At 35.3% G+C, this 21449-nt stretch carries 20 protein-coding genes; 2 read left to right on the top strand and 18 right to left on the bottom strand.

Annotated elements, in window-relative coordinates; translation table 11 throughout:
- Nucleotides 1-85 precede the first annotated feature (85 nt).
- The 7 genes from KPF49_RS01040 to KPF49_RS01010 form a co-directional block, all read right to left on the bottom strand.
- The gene (locus KPF49_RS01040) at nt 86-2062 is read right to left on the bottom strand and encodes a hypothetical protein (protein ID WP_183673182.1); all 1977 of its coding nucleotides are present in this window, start codon (nt 2060-2062) and stop codon (nt 86-88) included.
- Nucleotides 2034-2939 carry an ABC transporter ATP-binding protein gene (locus KPF49_RS01035; RefSeq protein WP_183673180.1) on the bottom strand — a complete coding sequence of 302 codons (906 nt, stop codon included), beginning with the start codon at nt 2937-2939 and terminating at the stop codon, nt 2034-2036. Before KPF49_RS01035 ends, KPF49_RS01040 begins: the two co-directional genes overlap by 29 nt.
- A complete protein-coding gene (locus KPF49_RS01030) occupies nt 2939-3319 on the bottom strand; it encodes a GntR family transcriptional regulator (RefSeq protein WP_183673178.1) in 381 nt (126 codons plus the stop codon). Before KPF49_RS01030 ends, KPF49_RS01035 begins: the two co-directional genes overlap by 1 nt.
- Nucleotides 3320-3439: 120 nt before the next feature.
- Nucleotides 3440-4342 carry an NAD(P)-dependent oxidoreductase gene (locus KPF49_RS01025; protein ID WP_183673176.1) on the bottom strand — a complete coding sequence of 301 codons (903 nt, stop codon included), beginning with the start codon at nt 4340-4342 and terminating at the stop codon, nt 3440-3442.
- 2 nt (nt 4343-4344) lie between these two features.
- Nucleotides 4345-5490 (bottom strand): MFS transporter, encoded by a 1146-nt coding sequence (locus KPF49_RS01020; RefSeq protein ID WP_183673174.1) that lies wholly within the window; start codon nt 5488-5490, stop codon nt 4345-4347.
- Nucleotides 5491-5617: 127 nt separating this feature from the next.
- Nucleotides 5618-6805 carry a dicarboxylate/amino acid:cation symporter gene (locus tag KPF49_RS01015; protein ID WP_183673172.1) on the bottom strand — a complete coding sequence of 396 codons (1188 nt, stop codon included), beginning with the start codon at nt 6803-6805 and terminating at the stop codon, nt 5618-5620.
- A gap of 29 nt (nt 6806-6834) precedes the next feature.
- Nucleotides 6835-7338: a GNAT family N-acetyltransferase gene (locus KPF49_RS01010; protein ID WP_183673170.1), complete on the bottom strand. Its 504-nt coding sequence runs from the start codon at nt 7336-7338 to the stop codon at nt 6835-6837.
- A gap of 108 nt (nt 7339-7446) precedes the next feature.
- On the opposite strand from KPF49_RS01010, the gene KPF49_RS01005 reads away from it, so the two are divergent.
- The gene (locus KPF49_RS01005; RefSeq protein ID WP_183673168.1) at nt 7447-7725 is read left to right on the top strand and encodes a hypothetical protein; all 279 of its coding nucleotides are present in this window, start codon (nt 7447-7449) and stop codon (nt 7723-7725) included.
- Between the two features lie 24 nt (nt 7726-7749).
- Here KPF49_RS01005 and purD read toward each other — a convergent pair whose 3' ends face one another.
- From purD to KPF49_RS00960, 9 genes are all read right to left on the bottom strand, one after another.
- Nucleotides 7750-8991, bottom strand: coding sequence for a phosphoribosylamine--glycine ligase (purD, locus tag KPF49_RS01000; protein WP_183673166.1), 1242 nt, complete (start codon nt 8989-8991; stop codon nt 7750-7752).
- A gap of 13 nt (nt 8992-9004) precedes the next feature.
- Nucleotides 9005-10483 carry a bifunctional phosphoribosylaminoimidazolecarboxamide formyltransferase/IMP cyclohydrolase gene (purH, locus tag KPF49_RS00995; RefSeq protein WP_183673164.1) on the bottom strand — a complete coding sequence of 493 codons (1479 nt, stop codon included), beginning with the start codon at nt 10481-10483 and terminating at the stop codon, nt 9005-9007.
- Nucleotides 10480-11037 carry a phosphoribosylglycinamide formyltransferase gene (gene purN / locus KPF49_RS00990; protein ID WP_183673162.1) on the bottom strand — a complete coding sequence of 186 codons (558 nt, stop codon included), beginning with the start codon at nt 11035-11037 and terminating at the stop codon, nt 10480-10482. Before purN ends, purH begins: the two co-directional genes overlap by 4 nt.
- Entirely contained in the window at nt 11030-12049 is a 1020-nt protein-coding gene (gene purM / locus KPF49_RS00985) for a phosphoribosylformylglycinamidine cyclo-ligase (RefSeq protein ID WP_183673160.1), read from the bottom strand. The genes purN and purM overlap by 8 nt, the downstream gene beginning before the upstream one ends.
- 2 nt (nt 12050-12051) lie before the next feature.
- On the bottom strand, nt 12052-13434 hold the full coding sequence (purF, locus tag KPF49_RS00980) for an amidophosphoribosyltransferase (protein WP_183673158.1): 1383 nt from the start codon (nt 13432-13434) through the stop codon (nt 12052-12054).
- A 14-nt stretch (nt 13435-13448) separates the two neighbouring features.
- Nucleotides 13449-15620 (bottom strand): phosphoribosylformylglycinamidine synthase subunit PurL, encoded by a 2172-nt coding sequence (purL, locus tag KPF49_RS00975; RefSeq protein ID WP_183673156.1) that lies wholly within the window; start codon nt 15618-15620, stop codon nt 13449-13451.
- A gap of 22 nt (nt 15621-15642) precedes the next feature.
- Nucleotides 15643-16761, bottom strand: a complete 1119-nt coding sequence (gene purK / locus KPF49_RS00970; RefSeq protein ID WP_183673154.1) for a 5-(carboxyamino)imidazole ribonucleotide synthase — start codon at nt 16759-16761, stop codon at nt 15643-15645.
- Nucleotides 16748-17230 carry a 5-(carboxyamino)imidazole ribonucleotide mutase gene (gene purE, locus KPF49_RS00965; protein WP_183673152.1) on the bottom strand — a complete coding sequence of 161 codons (483 nt, stop codon included), beginning with the start codon at nt 17228-17230 and terminating at the stop codon, nt 16748-16750. Before purE ends, purK begins: the two co-directional genes overlap by 14 nt.
- Before the next feature lie 141 nt (nt 17231-17371).
- Nucleotides 17372-18022 carry a DsbA family oxidoreductase gene (locus tag KPF49_RS00960; RefSeq protein WP_183673150.1) on the bottom strand — a complete coding sequence of 217 codons (651 nt, stop codon included), beginning with the start codon at nt 18020-18022 and terminating at the stop codon, nt 17372-17374.
- A 161-nt stretch (nt 18023-18183) separates the two neighbouring features.
- Here KPF49_RS00960 and trhO point away from each other — a divergent pair, with 161 nt between their 5' ends.
- A complete protein-coding gene (trhO, locus tag KPF49_RS00955; protein ID WP_183673148.1) occupies nt 18184-19167 on the top strand; it encodes an oxygen-dependent tRNA uridine(34) hydroxylase TrhO in 984 nt (327 codons plus the stop codon).
- Nucleotides 19168-19504: 337 nt separating this feature from the next.
- Here the strand turns inward: trhO and KPF49_RS00950 are convergent, their stop codons facing one another.
- Both KPF49_RS00950 and glmM read right to left on the bottom strand, forming a co-directional pair.
- Nucleotides 19505-19984: a C40 family peptidase gene (locus KPF49_RS00950; RefSeq protein WP_183673146.1), complete on the bottom strand. Its 480-nt coding sequence runs from the start codon at nt 19982-19984 to the stop codon at nt 19505-19507.
- A 112-nt stretch (nt 19985-20096) separates the two neighbouring features.
- Nucleotides 20097-21443, bottom strand: coding sequence for a phosphoglucosamine mutase (glmM, locus tag KPF49_RS00945; protein ID WP_183673144.1), 1347 nt, complete (start codon nt 21441-21443; stop codon nt 20097-20099).
- Nucleotides 21444-21449 lie beyond the last annotated feature (6 nt).

Genomic DNA, 21449 nt, shown 5'->3' with positions numbered 1-21449 from the left:
CGCCTCAACTCCTTCTATAAGTATACAAAATTTACTTTGTAAAAGTATACTATAACAAATTAAAAGAAGAACCTCTCGGTTCTTCTTAGTCTAAAACAATGCTCAGTTCTATATAAGGAATCACGTCATTGTCACTATATGGAATGTCTGCAAAGATATAAAGCGTGTTACCTTCCGAGTTAAAGTTAAAATCGTTGAATTCATTGATTTTTTCTGCTTTTTCGCTTTCATCTAATTCTTTGACATTATATTTTTTCTTAAATTCTTTATAAGATATTGTAGATAACTCTTCAAATAGTCTATGTTTATCGTCTACACCATTTAAATCAATTTCGACTAAAGAGTTGTAGTTATAGTCTTCAAAGCTAAATCCTTTATTTTTTAAGAACTGTTGTAGTGACGGGTTATATAACGTTGCTGCACCTGAATAGTTATTGTAATTGTCTGCACTATAAATATCTACATTAATTACCCCAGTTTCAGTAAAAATTGAATTCTTTTTACTAAATTCAGGCATCTTATTCTTATAATCCTTAGCAAACATTCTAAATTCTTTTAATGATATATCTTGATAACTAAAATTGTAGATGCCAATATTCATATTTTGTAAACTTTTCAGTTTATCTTCTTTAATTTTATATAAGAGATCTTTATCTTTTGTATATGATGGAATTTTACTGTTTAAAATCTCTTTACCGAGTTCACTATTTGCGTCAATTTGGTTATATTCTCTTGTGACGACTTTACCATTTTTTAGTAAGTAAGAAATGTTTACTGTATATAACGAATTATTCACATCTGCTTTTTGATTACTATCGATAATATCTTTATGAAGATTTCTGACATCTTTGATTGTTTCTTTGTCGTCATCAAACATATACTTACTATCTAGTACATCTAGATCTTCAATATGTGTATTGTTAATAGCTGTACCATTGTTGAAGTAAACACCTTCAATTTGAGACTCATCTGGTAAATATGAAACATAACGTCCCCAAAGAACAAAGAATCCGACAAAGAATACTACCATACTTACTATTGTAATGATGAGTTCTTTTTTTCTAAATTTTATACGGACAGTATCTTGCATAAACATTAACACAAATACGTAAGAAACTACTGCACTAAGTAAAATAATCATAAATGATAAATTTTTAATTTCTGGGAGTATAGATGAAATCGCACTGCTCAAGAATAACGTACCAAGTAACGTAAGTAATACAACCAATACGTAATAAATTATTGGGAAGTTAAATGGCTTATTCACACGTTCATTTTTTCTTACTTTATATAATACTAAAGCTAATATAAGCATCGCTATACCAATGACTGCCCATATTATCATTTTTCCTTTAGGAAAAGAGTACGACGTAAAAGTTTCAAATAAATACACCATTAAACTCGTTTCTCGCACGGGTTTAATGAGCTCTGAAAAACCGAATCTCGAATACACTGCAAGTCCATCAAAAAATGTTGAAGCATTAAATACAATACTTAACCATAATAAGAATGGTAAAAATAATAGTATTAAGATCATTTCAATATGGAGTGTAATTGAGTTAACAAACATACCTGCAAGCACACTTAAGAAAAACATTAATATTTGCGCGAATATCACAAATGATACCCATATAATAATGTGCTGAACTGAAAGTTCGAATGTTAAAACTGACTGTTCTAATAGTAAAATGACACTTGTAATGAGTGCTGGGGCAATAATCGCAATGATACCGACGAAAATACCACTGCTAAAAATCGTCGTGCGCTTAATTGGTAGACTATGAATATAATCGTTTGTTTCAGCTTTATTTTTAAAATTAAAGATACTTACCGCAAGCATCATCGCGTATACTAATCCAAATAAAAAATGTACCATCCCGTACCAAAATAGCGGATTAAAATTATACTCGCTTTCTCCTATAAAGGAACCAAATGACGCAATATAAAGCGGTAGTGGTAACGATAAGATTGTGAGTAAAAGATACCCAATTGTTAACCAAAATATTGAGTTTGTAAAATTTTTTAATAGTACCTTACTCAATAATGATGTCTTCGATTGCATAACCAATTTCCCCCATTTCGTAAGCGAACATTTCATCTAACGTTATCGGTAAGATATCGTACATTAATGGATTAAATTTAGATATTTTTTCCTCAATGTTTTCAATATCTCCTTCGATGATGCACGTAATCACTCTTCCTTGAACGGTGTGCTGAACGACGTTTAACGCTTTATAAAATGATTCGTCTGGTAGTTCTTTAAACGCAATTTGCAGTTTACAGTGTGTGTGTTTCATCTGATTAATATTATTTGTATACAAAATTTTACCGTTATGCATAATTGAGATTGCGTCACAAATGTTTTCCATTTCAAGTAAATTATGACTTGATAGAACGACTGTTAACCCGTAACTATCCATATCTTGTAAGATAATATTTTTAACTTGTCGTCTGACAATTGGATCTAACCCATCGAATGGTTCATCTAGGACTAAAACATCAGGTTTTGATGAGAAAGCAAGTATAAATGACGCTTGACGTCTCATCCCTTTTGACATTTCATTTAATGACTTTTTAGGGTCAATTTTAAAATGTTCATAAAGTGTTTTAAATCGTGTATCGCTCCAATTTTTGTAAATAGTTTTGTAATAATTTGCCATTTGTAAAAGTGAAAATCCACTAAAGAAAAACGGTGTATCACCAATAAATATCACCTTTTCTTTGACGCTGATATTTTCAAATACAGGAGCATCATTATAAAATACGTGTCCTTTATCTTCTTTATAAATACCTGTTAACACTTTTAACAGCGTTGTTTTACCCGCACCATTCGAACCAATTAAACCGTGTATTGTCCCACTTTTTACAAAAAGATCAACCGTGTCTAGCGCCTTTTCACGGTCAAAACTTTTACTTAACTGTACTGTTTTTATATCCATTAGTTCCCCTCCTTAATACGAGATTCAACCTCATCAATATATTTTTTTATATCTTCTTTAGATTCATTCATATGTAGAAGTTCTAAGACAATTTGGTTAAACTGACTGTAAAGATTTTCAACATACGCTTCACTTTGAATGTCATCATTTTCTTTTACGTAGCTCCCTTTACCTGGCAGAGAATATATATAACCTTGGTGTTCGAGTTCTCGATATGCTTTTTGAATTGTATTTGGATTCAATGTTAATTGCCGCGCAAGTTCTCTTACAGATGGCATTTTTTCATCTGGTAATAAAACTCGCTTAATAATCATTCTTTTAATATGATTGACGAGCTGTTCGTAAACGGGCGCTTCCTTGTTAAATCTTAAACTATACATCTGGCACCTCCACCCTTACTGTACTACTTATAATAATACGGATTTTCCTAAAAAATACAACTGTATCGCTTAAAATAATACAGTTATTTTTAAAATAAAAAAATAGAGGCTATTATACCTCTATTTGTTCGGATTATTTTTTATATTTTCTTCGAGTATTGAATCATTAATAATCATTTCCATTTGGTAAATTCTACTGACTAAACCATGTAGTGGCGCTTGTGTTAATGCATATAACGGCCATGGCAACGCAGGATCAAAATCATGTAATGCCATTATAAACGATGCTTCATCTTTTAATGCTCTAAACTCTAACCAACTACCTTGTTTTCTCAATAACTTGCCTCCAACGACGTCATATATAATCTGCCTTCTTGCTGTATTTGTTCTCTTTCTTAGTATAAGTAAAGGCATTGTCGATTGTTCAAGTGTAATACGTACTTCATCATCTTTTTCAGTAATTTTAAATATACCAAAAATAATCTCGTCAAGCCACTTAAAATAATACTTAGCGACACCTTCTAGCGTCCAATTTTTCGGTATTTCAGCACGCTGTGCGCTACGCATCGTTCGGTTGTTTGGGTTTTTATATTTTAAACTTTTACCGAGACGCTTCACTTTCGTATTTGTCGCTCTAACATTTAAATTATATGATGATAAAATACTTTTAACATCTTCGTGTTGGATTTCTTCTGAAATATAGATAATATCTTTGATATTTTCATTTTCAAGTGCTCGACCCACGTTATCTGCAATCAATTCAAAAAACGTATCGAATCTACCTTGTGTCATTTTGTTAAATCGCATAATCGGATCTTCAAAAAATATGACTAAGTCTTTACCTTTTACCGCTTCATTCATATCTTCTAAGTCGTACGGATTTAAATAAATCGGATGCACATTTTTTAGAGTATTATTTTTATAAGGACTCATAAATGCGTATACTTCGTTATCATCTTTTAACGTTTCATATAAGTGATAGCCAATATCTCCATAGATTCCCATGAGTAATATTTTTTTCATAATTACACCTCTGTAAAGTCAATACCCCTATCGAGTATTGAAAATACAATAAGTAATATTAAAAGTACGACCGCCATACCAAAAAATGGAATCGTAAATAGTTTTGTAAAATAACCTGCGAGTGTCGAACCGACCACTGAACCGATGGAGAAAAAGGCGTAAAATATACCGTTTGCTTTACCACGTTCATTTAATGACGTAAATTGTCCAATTAACTTATTCATTGATGGGAATACAAATGCATATCCAACACCATATACACCAAGTGCAATATATAAAACCGATAAGTTTTCAGCAAAGTGAATCGTTAACATCGCGAGTGATATAACGACTAATCCAATTTTAATTAAAATATTTGCCGTTACTTTGTTAAACATATTATTTAAAGGCGTTCCGAATACGATGATTGCTGTAATACCGAACACACTTAATAACATCCCTGTCACCCTATCATCTAAATCAAGTGACATTGTTTTAATTGGTAATGCAAAAGACAATGCCCCCATCGATGTCATTAATGAAAGTGAAGCAATATATGCAACCACTAGTGGGCGTCTTGTAATTAAAGTCTTCCACGACGTATCTTTATATTCTTTTCTAGATTGAGTAGTAGTACTTTCTTTAACCGCAACTAATGTTAATAGTAATCCAATAACGTAAACTATCGCGAGTACTAAGTACGTATTACTATAACCGTAAATACTCGATATAATACCGCTTGTTGCTGGACCAAATACGGCAGCTAACCCAATTGATACCCCAGTTAGCGCCATCGCTTTACCAATTGCTTCACGTCTAGATACATCCTGAACTAAACTAAACGCAGCTGGTGTGATCATCCCGCTTGTAAATCCATGCACGATACGAATTCCAAGTAAAAGTGCAATCGATGGAGATGTAACGTACGTACTTATAATTAAAACTTGTAAGAACATCCCTAAAACGAGCGTTCTCTTTCTTCCAAACCTATCTGAAGCATATCCCCCGATGACGTTACCTAACAAGTTTGTCACCGAATACGTAGCGACGACAATACTTGCCATAAATTCGCTCGCACCTAACTCAAGTGCGTAAGGCGTAACAATGGGAAATTGTACAAATAGGTCTAAGAAGCATATAACGATAATTACATATATTAACTTTCTCAAACTTAAACCTTCCCTACTTTAAAGTAATAGTTCTATTATATTAAAACTCATATATAATGTCATGAACCCCATATTACATTATAAAAAAATACACTTCTAATAGTAATTAGAAGTGTATTTTAATCGTTTAATTTTTATCTAACTTTTGTTCATATGCGTCGATAATACCAGCGATTGCACCGTCTCCAGTGATATTTGCTGCTGTACCAAAGCTATCTTGTGCCATGTATAATGCAATCATTAATGCAACTGCTGCATCGTTAAATCCTAAGTGTGATACTAAAATACCACTCGCAGCCATTACTGCCCCACCTGGAACTCCAGGTGCTGCAACCATTACGATACCTATAAGTAATACAAATCCGAGCATTTTTAATAATCCTGGTGTATCATATTCAGGTAATACTGTCATTACAGCTACTGAACATGATGTAATTGTAATTGCTGAACCGGATAAGTGAATGTTCGCACCGAGTGGAACGACAAAGTCAGCAATTTTTTCGCGTACACCCAATTCTTTTGTCTTTGGTAGTGTGACAGAAATTGTCGCTGCACTACTCATCGTACCGAGCGCTGTAACGTATGCTGGGAACATCGTTTTAATCATACTAAATGGATTCTTACCAAGCATAGATCCTGAAACTGTGTACTGAATTGTAATCCATACCCAGTGTAACGTTATCGCGATGAGTAACACGATACCAAATACTGATAATGTTTTAAATACTGTTCCTGCAGATGACATTCCTGCGAATACACCTGCGATATAGAATGGTAAAATTGTGATAATCACTTTTTCAATTAAAAATTCTACAATCTCTTTACCATCATGCACCCATTTTTTCATCGTTTCTGCTTTTATAATGTTAATTACAATACCTACAGAGAATGCTAAAACAAGTGCTGTTAAAATATCTAATGGCGGTGGGATGTCAAACTCTAATAGTCCTGTTAACTCAGAACCTTCTTCAGGTACCGATCCACCCTTAGTTACTATAGGCATTAAAAATCGTGCAACTGTATATGCAAGTAACCCTGCGATAACTGTTGAAATATATGCAACACCTAGCGTTGCACCGACAACTTTACCAGCTCCGGTTCCGATTGATGATACCCCATCTGCGATGAAGAAAAATATAATTAATGGAATTAAGAAGAAAATAAACGAACCAAGGATATCTTGCATCGTTATAAATAATCTTGTAACTACTTCCATAAAACTATGGAACGCTGTACCATCAGCAGTGTAAAAATAAATAGTACCTACAACGATACCGGCGATAATACCTGAGAACAACTTAGCAAGTAGCTTCAACTTTACCCCTCCTATTTAACACTTTTATTTTAAAACACTTTTTCGTAGGCAACATACCATTCATCTAAATTATTATGTAAGTTTAACTTTCCGCGGTATTCATAACCACGTTTTTCAAATAGACGTTGCATTGGAATGTTATTAAGATTTGTATCTGTATGAACGCCGAGATAACCTTTATGTTTAAAAAATGATTCGACCTCATCCATTAATTTAGAAGCAACACCTTTACCTTGTGCATTTGGATCTACGGCTGCTCTATGAAATGCAATACTATCTAAACGCGCAAGTTCCCAAGGGATATCATCATACTCGAATGCATGATTATCATCCGCGACGATAAACCCTAACACTGCATCATCTTCTTCATAGACAAACAAGTGATCATTCTTTATATCATTTAGAAGTACATCTCGTGATGGATAACTATCATCCCACTGATTGTTTCCGCTTTCTTTCATCAGTTTTACAACACTATCTTTTATTGACATCACCGTATCAATATCAGATAGTTGGCCTTTTCTTATACTCATAATAGACTTCCCTCGTTAAAATAAGTGCTTTAAAATAATCTTTATACATGATATTATACAGATATATATTTAAATTTAAAGACAATTTTGAAAAAGGGTGGTGCCTAAATGTTCAAGTACGATAAAGATACAAAACCTTACTATATCAAAAACTTTATCTTTTACATATTTACGTTCGTAGTTGTAGCAGCAATTTACTACTTTGCATTTTTACCCCCACTACTCGATGCAACGAGCGGGGAATTCTTTAGTGAGTTTGGTTTAAGACAATTTGTTGGAAGCCTTTTCTTCTTAATTTTAATTTTAATTCCATTCGGTTTAATTTACGGTGCATTTTACCACTTTAAAGGCTTCACTTCTAAAGATGTTAGAGCACACCAAAAATAAAACTAGCGCTTAGCGCTAGTTTTTTTATGCTTTATATGCAATGTCTTTACGATAGAAGAAATCTTTTTCGTCATACTTTACTTCGTTTAACGTTCTATATGCTTGATTTTTTGCGTCTTCAATTGTATTACCACGGCCAACCGCAAGTAATACACGTCCACCATTTGATTCATATATGTCATTTTCAAGATGTTTTAATGCACTGACGTAAATACCTTTCATTAAATCTTTTTTAATAACAATTTCTTTTGCTTTTTCATAATCTCCTGGATAACCTTCAGACGCTAAAATGACTCCTACTACGTATTCTTCTCTAAAATTGAGTGCTAAAGGTTCTTTTCTTTTCATACCTTCTAACATGTCGATAAAATCTGTTTCAAGTAAATCGAGAAGAATTTGTGCTTCTGGATCACCAAATCTTGCGTTATACTCGATTGTTTTAACACCGTCTGTTGTAATAATTGCGCCAAGATATAATACACCGAAGTAGTTTAATCCTTCTTCAACCATAGCATTTACTGTTGGACGAACAATTTTTTCAACCGCTTCTTCGATGATATTTTCTGAAATGTAATCCACCGGTGCATACGCACCCATTCCACCTGTGTTTGGACCTTCATCGTTATCAAACGCGCGTTTATGATCTTGAGCAATAATGTTAAACGGTGTAAATGTATCGCCGTTAACGAGTACCATTAGACTAAATTCATCGCCATCTAAAAATTCTTCAATAACGACTTCACCGTCAGTTTCCATTAATTCATCGAGTGCGTTTAATGCTTCATTTAAGTCTTGAGCGATGATAACGCCTTTGCCTGCAGCGAGTCCATCTTTTTTAATAACGGCTGGGAAGTTGCCATTTTCTAAATAACTTTTTGCTTGTTCTTTATCAGTAAACACTTCGTAACTGGCTGTTGGAATGTCATACTTTTTCATTAAATGTTTTGTAAATGACTTTGAAGACTCCATTTGGGCTTCTTTTTTTCGTGGGCCAAATACATTCAATTTAAATTTATCTTCAAGTGTATCTACAATTCCCTCTGATAACGGATCCTCTGGACCAACGACTACCCATTCGATATCATTTTCTTTACAAAATTCACCGATTTGATCGAACTCAGAAACTGGAATTCCCTCAACAAGTGTCGCTTCAGTCATACCGTCGTTACCTGGTAACGCAAATACTTCATTTACTTTTTCTGAACGATTCAATGCACGTACAATTGCGTGCTCTCGCCCGCCACTTCCAATAACTAAAGTATTCATAAATTATTCTCTCCTAATGTTTAAAGTGTCTCATACCAGTTGTTACCATCGTCATATCATGTGCGTCACAGTAATCAATAGACTCTTGGTCACGTTTAGATCCACCTGGTTGAATAATTGCATTAATTCCCGCTTCATGTGCAACTTGTACTGAGTCCGGCATCGGGAAGAATCCATCACTTGCCATAACAACCGTACCATCTAATTCTTTTGTCGCACGCTCAATCGCAATCTTTAAAGCACCTACTCTATTCATTTGACCTGCACCAATACCGACTGTACGATGTTCGTCAGCGAGTACAATTGCGTTTGATTTTACGTGTTTTACAACTTCTAACGCGAGTGTAAGTGCACGATACTCACTTTCTGTTGGCTCTTTTTTCGTCACGACTGTCACATCGTCCATATTTAACGGTGTATTATCTCTATCTTGAATTAGATATCCACCAGATACACTGACAATTTCTTCGTCGCCAGTTTGCTCGGTGAAGTCGATTTCTAATACACGTAAATTTTTCTTCTCTTGAAGTTTTTCAAGTGCTGCTGCTGTATATTTAGGCGCAATAATTACTTCTAAGAAAATTTTACTTAATGCTTCAGCTGTTTCTAAATCTACTTCTTTATTTAATGCGACAATCCCACCGAAAATAGATTGTGAGTCTGCTTCATACGCATTCATAAATGCATCGTGAATTGTATTTCCTACACCTACTCCACAAGGGTTCATATGTTTAACCGCAACCGCAACTGGTCCACTAAATTTACGCGCAAGTAAATACGCGCTGTCTGCGTCACGGAAGTTATTATATGATAACTCTTTTCCATTTAAAATTTTTGCATTTAAAATGGTATTTGATGCGCTTGTCGTACGGATGTAACGCGCGTTTTGATGTGGGTTTTCTCCATAACGAAGTGTTTTTTCAGCTTGGCTAAAGAAGTTAGTAATCGCTTGGTCGTAATTTGTCGTATGTTTAAATACTTTAACCATTAACTCTCTTCTGAAGTCTTCTGTTAAATCATCAGATTGAATACGACTAATCACTTCATCGTAATCTGCTGGATTAACGATAGATAGTACGTGTTTATAGTTTTTTGCTGCTGCACGTAACATCGTCGGTCCGCCGATATCGATATTTTCAATCGCGTCTTCAATCGTTACGTTTTCGTCTTTAACTGTTTCTTCAAATGGATATAAATTTACAACGACCATATCGATTAAATCAATATCTTGTTCTTTTAACTCATCTAAATGTGACTGTTTACTACGATCAGCAAGTAATCCTCCATGAACTGCTGGATGTAATGTCTTTACACGACCATCCATAATCTCTGGGAAATTTGTTAATTCTGATACACTTTTCACTGCTACGTTCGCATCTTGTAAAGCTTTTAACGTACCACCTGTACTGAATAACTCGTACCCGTTATCAACGAGTTTTTGTCCAAATTCAGTAATACCTGTCTTGTCTGAAACACTAAGTAACGCTCTCATTCGTTTACCTCCAACACTTTTTTCAACGCACGAATATATAATTCATATTCTGTCGCGTGAATTTTATCTTCAAAAGTTTCTAACGTATCATCGTCTTCAATAATAACAGGTGCTTGATCGATAATTTCTCCAGTATCGATACCACTATCAACATAATGCACTGTCACACCACTGACTTTAACACCGTAATTATAAGCATCTAATATACCGTCTTTCCCTTTAAAACTTGGAAGTAATGACGGGTGTATGTTAATAATTTTACGGTCATATTGTTCGATAAACTTTGCTGATAAAATTTTCATAAACCCTGCGAGTAATATGTACTCAACATTTCCTTGTTTTAATATCTCTAATATGTCTTGTTCAAATTGATCTCTCGTTTTACCAGTTCGTTCTACAATTTTATACGGTACGTTTAAACGCTTGGCGCGTTCAATTGCTTTGGCATCTTTGTTGTCGACAATGAGCACTTTAATATCAATATTTAAATCACTCGTTGCGATATTTTCAAAGTTACTCCCACTTCCTGAAGCAAATACTGCAACATTAGCCATTGATTGTAAGTCCTTTTTTATCGACTACTTTACCTAATACAACTGGATTTTCTCCAGATGCTTTTAAATTTTCAAGTGCTGTTTCTTTATCTTTTTCGTCGACGACAATCATAAATCCAATTCCCATATTAAAGACGTTATATGCTTCGTCACGGTCAATATTACCTGTTTCGATTAACCACTTTAAAATCTCTGGTACTTTAACGTCTGTTACGTCAACTTCAGCACCAAGTTCTTCTGGTAACGCACGTGGAATGTTTTCATAGAAACCGCCACCTGTAATATGGCTCATCGCTTTAATTTTAACGTCTTCTTGAAGTTTAAGTATTTGCTGTACGTAAATACGTGTTGGTTCTAGAAGTAAATCAATTAACGGTGTGCCGTTTAACGTTTTAGTTACATCAACATTATTGTCTTTAATGATTTTACGAACGAGTGAGTAACCGTTTGAGTGAATACCACTTGATGGTAACCCGATAATAGCATCTCCAGCATTGACACTATCAAAATCCACGTATTCTGATTTCTCAACAGCACCAACTGCAAATCCTGCGATATCATACGAACCTTCGTCGTACATATCACCCATCTCTGCAGTTTCTCCACCAATTAAGGCACAACCTGCTTGTTTACATCCTTCACTCACACCTTTAACGAGAGCCGCAACTTGTTCAGGTACGACTTTATTTACAGCGATGTAGTCTAAAAAGTATAGTGGTTCAGCGCCTGTCGTTAAAATATCATTTACACACATCGCAACCGCATCAATTCCAATCGTATCGTGACGGTTAGAATCGATTGCGAGTTGTAATTTCGTTCCGACACCATCAGTGCCTGAAACGAGTACAGGCTCTTTTAAATTTAACTGTGATAAATCAAACGCTGCACCAAACCCTCCAAGTCCACCAAGTACTTCTTTACGCATCGTTTCTTGAACGTGTACTTTCATTTGTTTAACCGCTTCGTAACCTGCCTCAATATCTACGCCAGCTTTTTTATATTGCTCAGACATAATTAAACTCCTTTAGATTTTTGTTCTTTTTCTTGTGGTAATAAATCATCGACAATTTCTATCGGGTAATTTCCTGTAAAGCATGCATCACACTCGCCTCTAGAACCAAATTGCTTATATACATCATGCATACCGTCAACAGATAAATATGTCAGTGAGTCTGCACCGATTTCTTCACATATTTCTTCCACTGATTTTTGCGAAGCGATAATCTCAGCATGTGTCGATACATCGATTCCGTAATAACAAGGGTCTTTTAACGGTGGCGATGATACACCCATATGTACCTCTGTTGCGCCTGCTTTTTTAAGTGATCTAACGATAAATTTACTTGTCGTTCCACGTACGATTGAGTCGTCGATAACGATGACTCTTTTACCTTCAACGATATCTCGTACTGGGGATAACTTCATACGTACAGCACGTTCTCTTGCTTCTTGACCCGGGGTGATAAACGTACGACCAACGTATCTATTTTTTAATAGTCCAGCTTCTTGCGGTATACCAGATTCTGTAGAGAATCCTTTTGCTGCAGCAAGACTTGAGTCTGGCACCCCTATAACGAGATCTGCGTCATGTTTAAACTCTTTAGCAAGTGCTTCACCAAGCGCTTTACGTATACGGTACGTTGACTGATGACGAAACTCTGAATCTGCACGTGAGAAGTAAATATACTCCATCGAGCATAAATTTGGATGCTCAACGTAAGAATACTTATCAAAATCTATCCCGTCATCAGTAATCGTTATAAATTCACCTGGTTCAATGTCTCGAACATACTCTGCGCCAATCGCAGTAAACGCACATGTCTCACTCGCAACACACCACGCATCATCGATTCTTCCGAGCATTAATGGACGTACACCATGGTTATCCATTGCGATTGTTAAACTATTTTCTTGTAACAGTAAAAATACAAATGCACCTTTAATTTGACGTAATGCACTTTTAATTCGGTCTTTATTCGTTCTAGCTTTAGAACGCTTTAATAAATGCGCCATCACTTCAACGTCTGTCGTCGTTTGGAAAATCGACCCTTCAGATTCTAAAGCTTTTCTTAATTGTATCGCGTTCGTTAAGTTACCATTATGACAAATTCCTAAGTCTCCAGAATAACTTTTTAGTAAAATCGGTTGGACATTTGCGAGTTCTGATGATGTCTTTGTAGCATATCTTACGTGACCAATCGCATTTTTAAATGGTTTTAGTGATTCGAGTTGCTCTTTTGATATCGCATCATTTAAAAGTCCCATACCGCGCGCACCAAATAAGTAGTCCTCATTTGATGCGACGATACCAGCACCATTTTGTCCACGATGTTGTAAACTATGAAGCGCGATATATGTGAGTTCTGATGCATTTTCATGACCCCATATACCAAACACGCTATATTCCTCCTTTAGTTATCCAGGTCTAAGCGACTTGTGATCGCTGTTTCATATAATTCTTTTACTTCTTTCATTGGTAAATCTAACTCAAAGTCTTCTGCTTTAACTTTGAATTCTTTACCAGTCACCGTACCAATTTCAACTGCATCTTTAATATCTAATCCTGGTTTACCAATAACGATGTACGTACCTGGCGTTTCACTAAATAGTAAGTCTCCGCGTACATTTAAGTTTACATCTGCACCTAAATCATAGTGAGAGAGTAGTTGTGCAAGTTTAACGATGAAACCACCACGACCAATCGGTGCGATTTTTTCTAAATCACCATCTAATAATAACTGTCTTAAATCCATACCGCGTGTATATTCTTCTTCAAGGTTTACTTGACGCTTAGTACGACGAACTTTATTATCAACAAGTTTTTCAATTTGACTTCCGCTAAATTCAGTCTTTAAATCTCCAACGATATAAATACTATTACCTTCTTCTACGAAACGGTCTTTTAAGTAATCTGTATCTTCAATTAAACCGACCATACCGATAATTGGTGTTGGTAATACTGGACCTTCTTTTGTTTCGTTATATAATGAAACGTTACCCGATACAACTGGAGTATTTACTGCAATAGATGCTTCTGCCATTCCTTTAGTAGATTGTTTTATAATTTCATACATCTCTTTATTTTCAGGGTTACCGTAGTTTAAACCGTCTGTCATTGCAACTGGTAACGCACCTGTTGCTAGAGTCGTTCTAAACGCATGAAGCACTGTTTCTTTACCACCGTTATATGGATCTGCTTCAACGTAGCGGCCTTTACCATCAATCGTTACAGCAATAGCTTTTTTACTGTCCCCAATTTGAACGATTCCCGCACCAAATCCAGAACCTTGTAACGTATCTTCTTTACGTTTAAATTTATTGTAGATATATGATTTATCACCAAGTGTTGGATGGTGAATAAGTTGCTTAAATATTTCTTTTAAGTCTTCATTACTATAGTCTGTTCTCGCTTCATCAAGCGCTATTTCTTCACCTTCTAAAATCACTTCTGGTGCATTTTCTAAATGATGCGTCGGAAGATCTGCATATTTTTCACCGTCATAGTAAAGAACGAGTGACTCATCTTCAATAACTTCACCAATTACTGCTGCTGGTAGTCCGTGTTTTTTAAATGTTTCTACGAACTCTTCTTCATAACCATCTTCAACAACGAGTAGCATTCTTTCTTGTGTTTCAGATAACATCATTTCAAATGGTGAAATCGTATCGTCAGATACTGGTACTTTATCTAAGTGCATTTCAATACCGTGTCCACCTTTTGCTGCCATTTCAGCAGATGATGACGTTAACCCAGCTGCACCCATATCTTGGATACCGACTAATTTGTCATGGTCAATTGCTTCTAGAGTTGCGTGCATTAATTTTTTACCAACTTCAGGATATCCTTCTTGAGTATCCGGAATTTCTACTTTACGGTCGTCACCAAGTTCTTCACTTGAGAATGATGCACCTAAAATACCGTCTTTACCTGTTTCAAGTCCTGCGTATACAACTTTATTGCCAACACCTTTTGCAAGGCCCTTTTGAATTTTATCGTGTTTAATTAAGCCAACTGCCATCGCATTTACGAGTGGGCGTCCTTGGAAACGCTCGTCGAATTCAACTTCTCCAGTAACCGAACTAATATCCATCGTATTACCATAGAATTCTAATCCGTCTGTCGCTTCTTTTAATAACCATTTACTGTTATCATTATCTAACTCTCCAAAACGAAGTGAGTTTACAAGTGCGATTGGTGTCGATCCGATTGATACGATGTCACGTAAAATACCACCAATACCTGTTGCTGCACCGTGGAATGGCGCAACTGCTGATGGTGAGTTGTGTGATTCAACTTTAAATACGACCGCTTCATTATCTCCAATATCAACAACACCTGCACCTTCACCAGGCCCCATTAATACGCGTTCACCTTTAGAATTAAATTGACGTAAAAATGTTTTTGAAGTTTTATAGCTACAATGTTCACTCCACATTGACGCGAAGATTCCTGTTTCAGTATAGTTCGGTTTTCTTCCGATTAACTCAACTACCTTTTTATATTCGTCTTCACGTAGCCCCATATGTGTATATAGTTTTTCATCTTCAATTTGGTTTGCAGTAGGTTCATTAAATTTAGTCATTATTTTCCTCCTAGGATAAATCTTAATTATTTTTTAGAAATGTCGTTTCAAGCTCGTTTAATGTTTTTTCTAAATCATCAGTGAGTAGTGTGACGTGTCCCATTTTACGTTCTGGTTTACGATCTGTTTTACCATATAAGTGAACGTTCCAATCTTTATGACTATATAATTCATCTTCTAGACGGTCTAAATCTTTACCAAGTAAATTCATCATTACAGCGTTTTGATGCTGGTAAACTTCAGGCAATGGTAAATCACATACTGATAAAATATGTGCATCAAATTGACTAATATTGCACGCTTCAATTGAGTAGTGTGCAGAGTTATGTGGTCTTGGTGCGATTTCATTAACAAAAACATTCATATCTTTATCAACAAAGAATTCTACTGTGAACACACCTACGAATAAAAGTTCTTCCATAATAAGCTCAACTTGGCGTTTAGCTTCTTCAAATACGTCGATTCTTGACGGTACAATCGTGCGATATAGAATTTGGTTTTGATGTAAGTTTTCTTGAAGTGGAAATACGATTATTTCTCCACTCGTGCTTCTTGCAACTGTGAGTGATACTTCTCTCTCAAGGTCAACATATTTTTCAGCAACAAGTTCAACCTCACCAAATGGTACTTCGTCTATATCTGCTTCTTTTTCAATTAAATATTGTCCTTTACCATCATATCCACCTGTTGCGGTTTTTACGATCACTGGATAATTATTTTCTTTGATAAAGTTAAGTAATTCGTCTTTATTGTCGACTGTTTGATACGGTACAACTTTCGCACCAGATTTTTTTATTGCCGCTTTTTCAGTTTCTCTATCTTGAAGTGTCAGTACTGTTTCAGCACCTTGTGGAACGTAATAATGTTCAACTAAATCTCTTAATAAATGTGCATCAATATTTTCAAACTCATATGTTAAAACATCCGACATATCTGCAAGTTTTTTGAGCGCTTGTTCATCGCTAAATTCCGCATGAATAAATTCATGGCTCGTCGCGCGTGCTGGTGCATCTTCAGATGGATCTAAAATCGCGACTTTATATCCCATTCGAAGCGCACTTTGTGCGAGCATTTTACCCAGTTGTCCACCACCAATAATACCGATTGTTTTCATTGGTAATATCGTCTTACTTGAGGTCATTTTGCATATCCTCCACTTTTTGTTCTAATGATTTTGTATAATTCTCTAATCTCTCATAAACGTCTTTGTTTTCAATTCCGATTAATTTCGCTGCAAAAATACCTGCGTTTTTTGCTCCAGCATCACCAATCGCCATCGTTGCCACTGGAATACCTCCAGGCATTTGAACGATAGAATATAATGAATCAACACCACTTAGCGCTTTTGACTGAATTGGAACACCTATCACTGGTACATTTGTCATTGATGCAATCATCCCTGGTAAGTGTGCAGCACCACCAGCACCTGCAATAATTACTTTTGTGCCGTTATTTTTTGCATTTGTCGCAAACTCATACATCTTATGCGGTGTACGATGTGCACTTACGACTTCGACATGCGTCTTAACTCCAAATTCATCGAGCATGTCTTTTGCTTTTTTCATTGTCGGCCAATCTGAAGAACTACCCATTACAATACTTACTACCAAAATTCTCACTCCGTTTTTTAAATTCATTATTAATATAACATAAAATACATCGTTTCTACATTAAATTCCGAACGTTTTTTATATTTTTTAAAATAATGTTTGTGTTTTGGTAAAAATAAGCATAAAAAAGGGCGATTTAAATTATAAATCGCCTTTTTTCATATCTTCTAACGTTTTTTCAATTGCATAAATATATAACTCAACTTCACGTGCACCATTCATTTTAAATCTTTCGTTAAAAATAAAGTGCGGTACACTTTGAATGCCGAGCATTTTACCATAGTTAAAATCTTCAATGACATACTCTGTATACTCTGACTTATCTTCAACAACCTTTTTTGCTTTATCACTGTCTAACCCAACCGTTTTAGCAACAGATAAAAGTACATCCGGATCAGCGATATTTTCATTCAGCACAAAGTTACGATAATAGAGTTCGTCTAATGTCTCATTACCTTTTTCTTCTTCAATTCCAAGTTTTAATAATCGGTGTGCGTCACGTGTGTTTGACGGCACAACGTTTTCTAAATTTAAATTGACGCCTTCAGCTTTCGCCGATTCAATTAAAATACGCTGGTTACGTCTAACTTCATCTTCAGACACACCTGTACGACGTGATAATGATTCAATTAATGTCTCATCTGGATATTGTGGTGCATCAAAGTTTAATTCAAAACTTTTATATTCAATATCAAAGTCGACTTCGTCAAACTCTTTTAATGCTTCTTCAAATTTCTTCTTACCGATATAGCAATATGGACATGCGATATCTAAATATATTTTTATATTCATTATGTACCTTCCTAAACAAAGTATTATATATATTTAGTGTACCAAAAGTCTATTCTTTTTAAACTGTTCAATGCGAAATAATGAACTTTCTGCTATAATATTTAATGCATGATTATCTATCTAGTATAACTTGCAATTATATTTATGATAGGAGAAAGAAAATGAAATATCGTATATTACTCTATTACCATTACGTGACAATTGATAATCCAGAAGAGTTTGCTGCTGAACATTTACAGTTTTGTAAAGACCTCGGACTAAAGGGACGTATTTTAGTCGCACATGAAGGAATTAACGGGACAGTATCTGGCGATTACGAGCAAACACAAAAGTACATCGACTATATGAACAATCATCCTTTATTTAAAGAGATACCATTTAAAATCGATGAAGCAAACGAACATGCATTCAAAAAAATGCACTGTCGTCCACGTCCAGAACTTGTTAACTTAAGTTTAGAAGATGACATTAACCCACATGAAATTACTGGTGAATATTTATCTCCAGAAGAATGGATGGAAGCAATTCAAGACGAAAACACTGTCGTTTTAGACGTTAGAAATGATTATGAATATGACGTTGGTCACTTCCGTGGGGCAATTAAGCCAGAAGTATCAACATTTAGAGATACTCCTGAATGGGTAAGAGAAAATAAAGATTTATTCGAAGGTAAACGCGTCTTAACATACTGCACTGGTGGAATTCGTTGTGAGAAATTCTCTGGCTGGTTAAAACGTGAAGGTATCGGTGAAAATGTCGGTCAACTTCACGGCGGTATCGCAACGTACTCTAAAAGCGAAAACACTAAAGGCCAACTTTGGGACGGCCAAATGTACGTGTTCGACGAACGTTTAACTGTACCAATTAACCAAGTAAATCCAACAGTCGTTGGTAGAGATCACTATGACGGTACACCATGTGAACGTTATGTAAACTGTGCAAACCCAGAATGTAACGCACAAATTCTTTGTAGTAAAGAAAACCAAGACAAACACCTAGGTGCATGCTCAATGGAATGTGCTGAGCACCCTAGAAATAGATATATTATGGTTCACAACTTACCTCAAGAAGAAGTTGAAGAACGATTAGAAGAAATGCGTAATAGCGAGTTCGGTAAAACTAAAATGATCGGACCGCGCGCGTAATTATAACAATGAGGCGATTTACTGGCGTAAATCGCCTCTTTTTTCGTGTATTTAATTCGTTATCAGAAAAGATTGAGTGATTTTACACAATTACTTTGTATAAAAGATGATTTATCAGAAATGATAGTGTATTTTTCTACTATCATTTAAGTTAAATAACGTTTTATCGTAAGTAATAGTGTAATTAGCCACTATCTCTTAGTATAATAAGCATTTTATCGCTAATCATAGTGTTGTATTACACTATCATTTCTTATAAACGATAAATTACCATCCAATAATGAAAATTAATTTAAATAAAAAAAGTGCATTTCTTATAGAAATGCACTTATATTAATTAGTACCTATAGTAACCATCGACTTTACCATGGACATAAGATACTGCACGTAATCCGACACCTTCTTCAGGATTTAAAGCATCGACCATCATCCCGTCACCAACATATACTCCAACGTGCGCAAAATCATTAAAGAAGACTAAATCTCCTGGTGCAGGATTATTTACTTGAGTACCTTCTTTTACTTGATCATATGTAGTTCTCGAGATTTCAATTCCTTTATATCCTCTCATAAATTGTTGGGCAAATGATGAACAATCGACATCTGTGTCTGAGTTACCACCCCAAACATATCTTTTTCCAACCGCAAGTTTTAACGCAAATTCTGCAGCAGTTGTACTTGGTTCAACTGTTTTTAATTCTGACGGTGCTAATGCTGACGGTTTGCTTGCTTTCTTTTCTAGCATTAAGGCATGTGCTTCAGGTGTGATGCTTATAGAAATGAAGCTCATTAGTAATAGTGATAAAACTAATCTCATAATATTCCTCCTAAATATGTGTTACACATACCTATGCTAGAATTCTTCAATTTTTCAACAAGTATTTTAAAAAATAAAAAAAGAGCACTATTCTTAAATAGTGCTCTAAAAATTATAATCCCATTTCTTTTTCAACAACTTCAGCAATTCTTGTTGCGAATTCTTTTGCTTTCTCTTCTGTTTCAGCTTCTACCATTACTCTAACGAGTGGTTCTGTTCCTGAAGCTCGCACTAATATACGACCGTTTCCTGCCATTTCTTCTTGAACTTCAGCCATAATTTCCTTTACTTTTTCGTTATCTGTGACGTGATACTTATCTTCTACTTTTACATTCACGAGTTCTTGAGGGAACTTTTTCATTTCGCTATGAAGCTCGCTTAATTTTTTACCACTCTTTTTAATGATATGTGCTAAGTGGATACCTGTAAGTAATCCATCACCAGTTGTGTTGTGATCTAACATAATAATATGTCCAGACTGTTCTCCACCTAGGTTGTAGTTATGTGCTTTCATTTCTTCAACGACGTAGCGGTCTCCGACTTTTGTTTTATCACTTTTGATATCGATTTTTTCTAACGCTTGGTAGAATCCTAAGTTACTCATTACTGTACTTACAACCATGTCTTCATTTAAAAGACCATTTTCTTTTAGGTCTTTTGCAAGAATATACATAATCCTATCACCGTCGACGATTTCACCTTTGTCGTCAACCGCAATTAAACGGTCACCATCACCGTCAAATGCTAACCCAAAGTCCGCTTCAACTTCTAATACTTTTTCTTGAAGCTTTTCTGGATGCGTCGATCCGAAGCCATCGTTAATGTTTGTACCGTCTGGATTACATCCAATTGTTACAACATCTGCCTCTAAATCACCAAATAAGTATGGTGCAAGTGAGTATGTCGCACCGTGTGCACCATCAAGAACGATATGCTGGTCAAGTAAATCACCGTCAATCGTTGATTTTAAATGGCTTAGATATTTTTGACCGCCTTCAAAGAAGTCTGTAATGAATCCAACCTCAACACCTGTTGGGCGTGGAAGTGTTTCATCTGTCTCTAATAGGCGTTCGATTTTCTCTTCAGTTTCATCGTCTAATTTAAAACCATCGTTTTTGAAAAATTTAATACCATTGTCTTCAACTGGGTTATGTGACGCAGAAATCATTACACCTAAATCTGCTTCCATATCTTTTGTAAGGTATGCAACACCTGGTGTTGAAATCACACCGAGTCGAATGACTTCAGCACCAATCGATAATAACCCTGCAATTAATGCCGACTCTAACATTTCACCTGAGATACGTGTATCTCTTCCGATTAAGACGCGTGGTCTTTCTTCATTAATTTCATCTAATAAAACCGATCCACCGATACGTCCAAGTTTAAATGCTAATTCTGGTGTTAAAAAGTCGTTTGCTATACCTCTAACGCCATCTGTTCCAAAATACTTTCCCATAATTAA

It is taken from the genome of Nosocomiicoccus ampullae (genome assembly GCF_019357495.1).
GTDB lineage: Bacteria > Bacillota > Bacilli > Staphylococcales > Salinicoccaceae > Nosocomiicoccus > Nosocomiicoccus ampullae.
The sequence above is the reverse complement of the archived record's forward strand: the minus strand, read 5'-3'. Positions and strand labels throughout refer to the sequence as shown.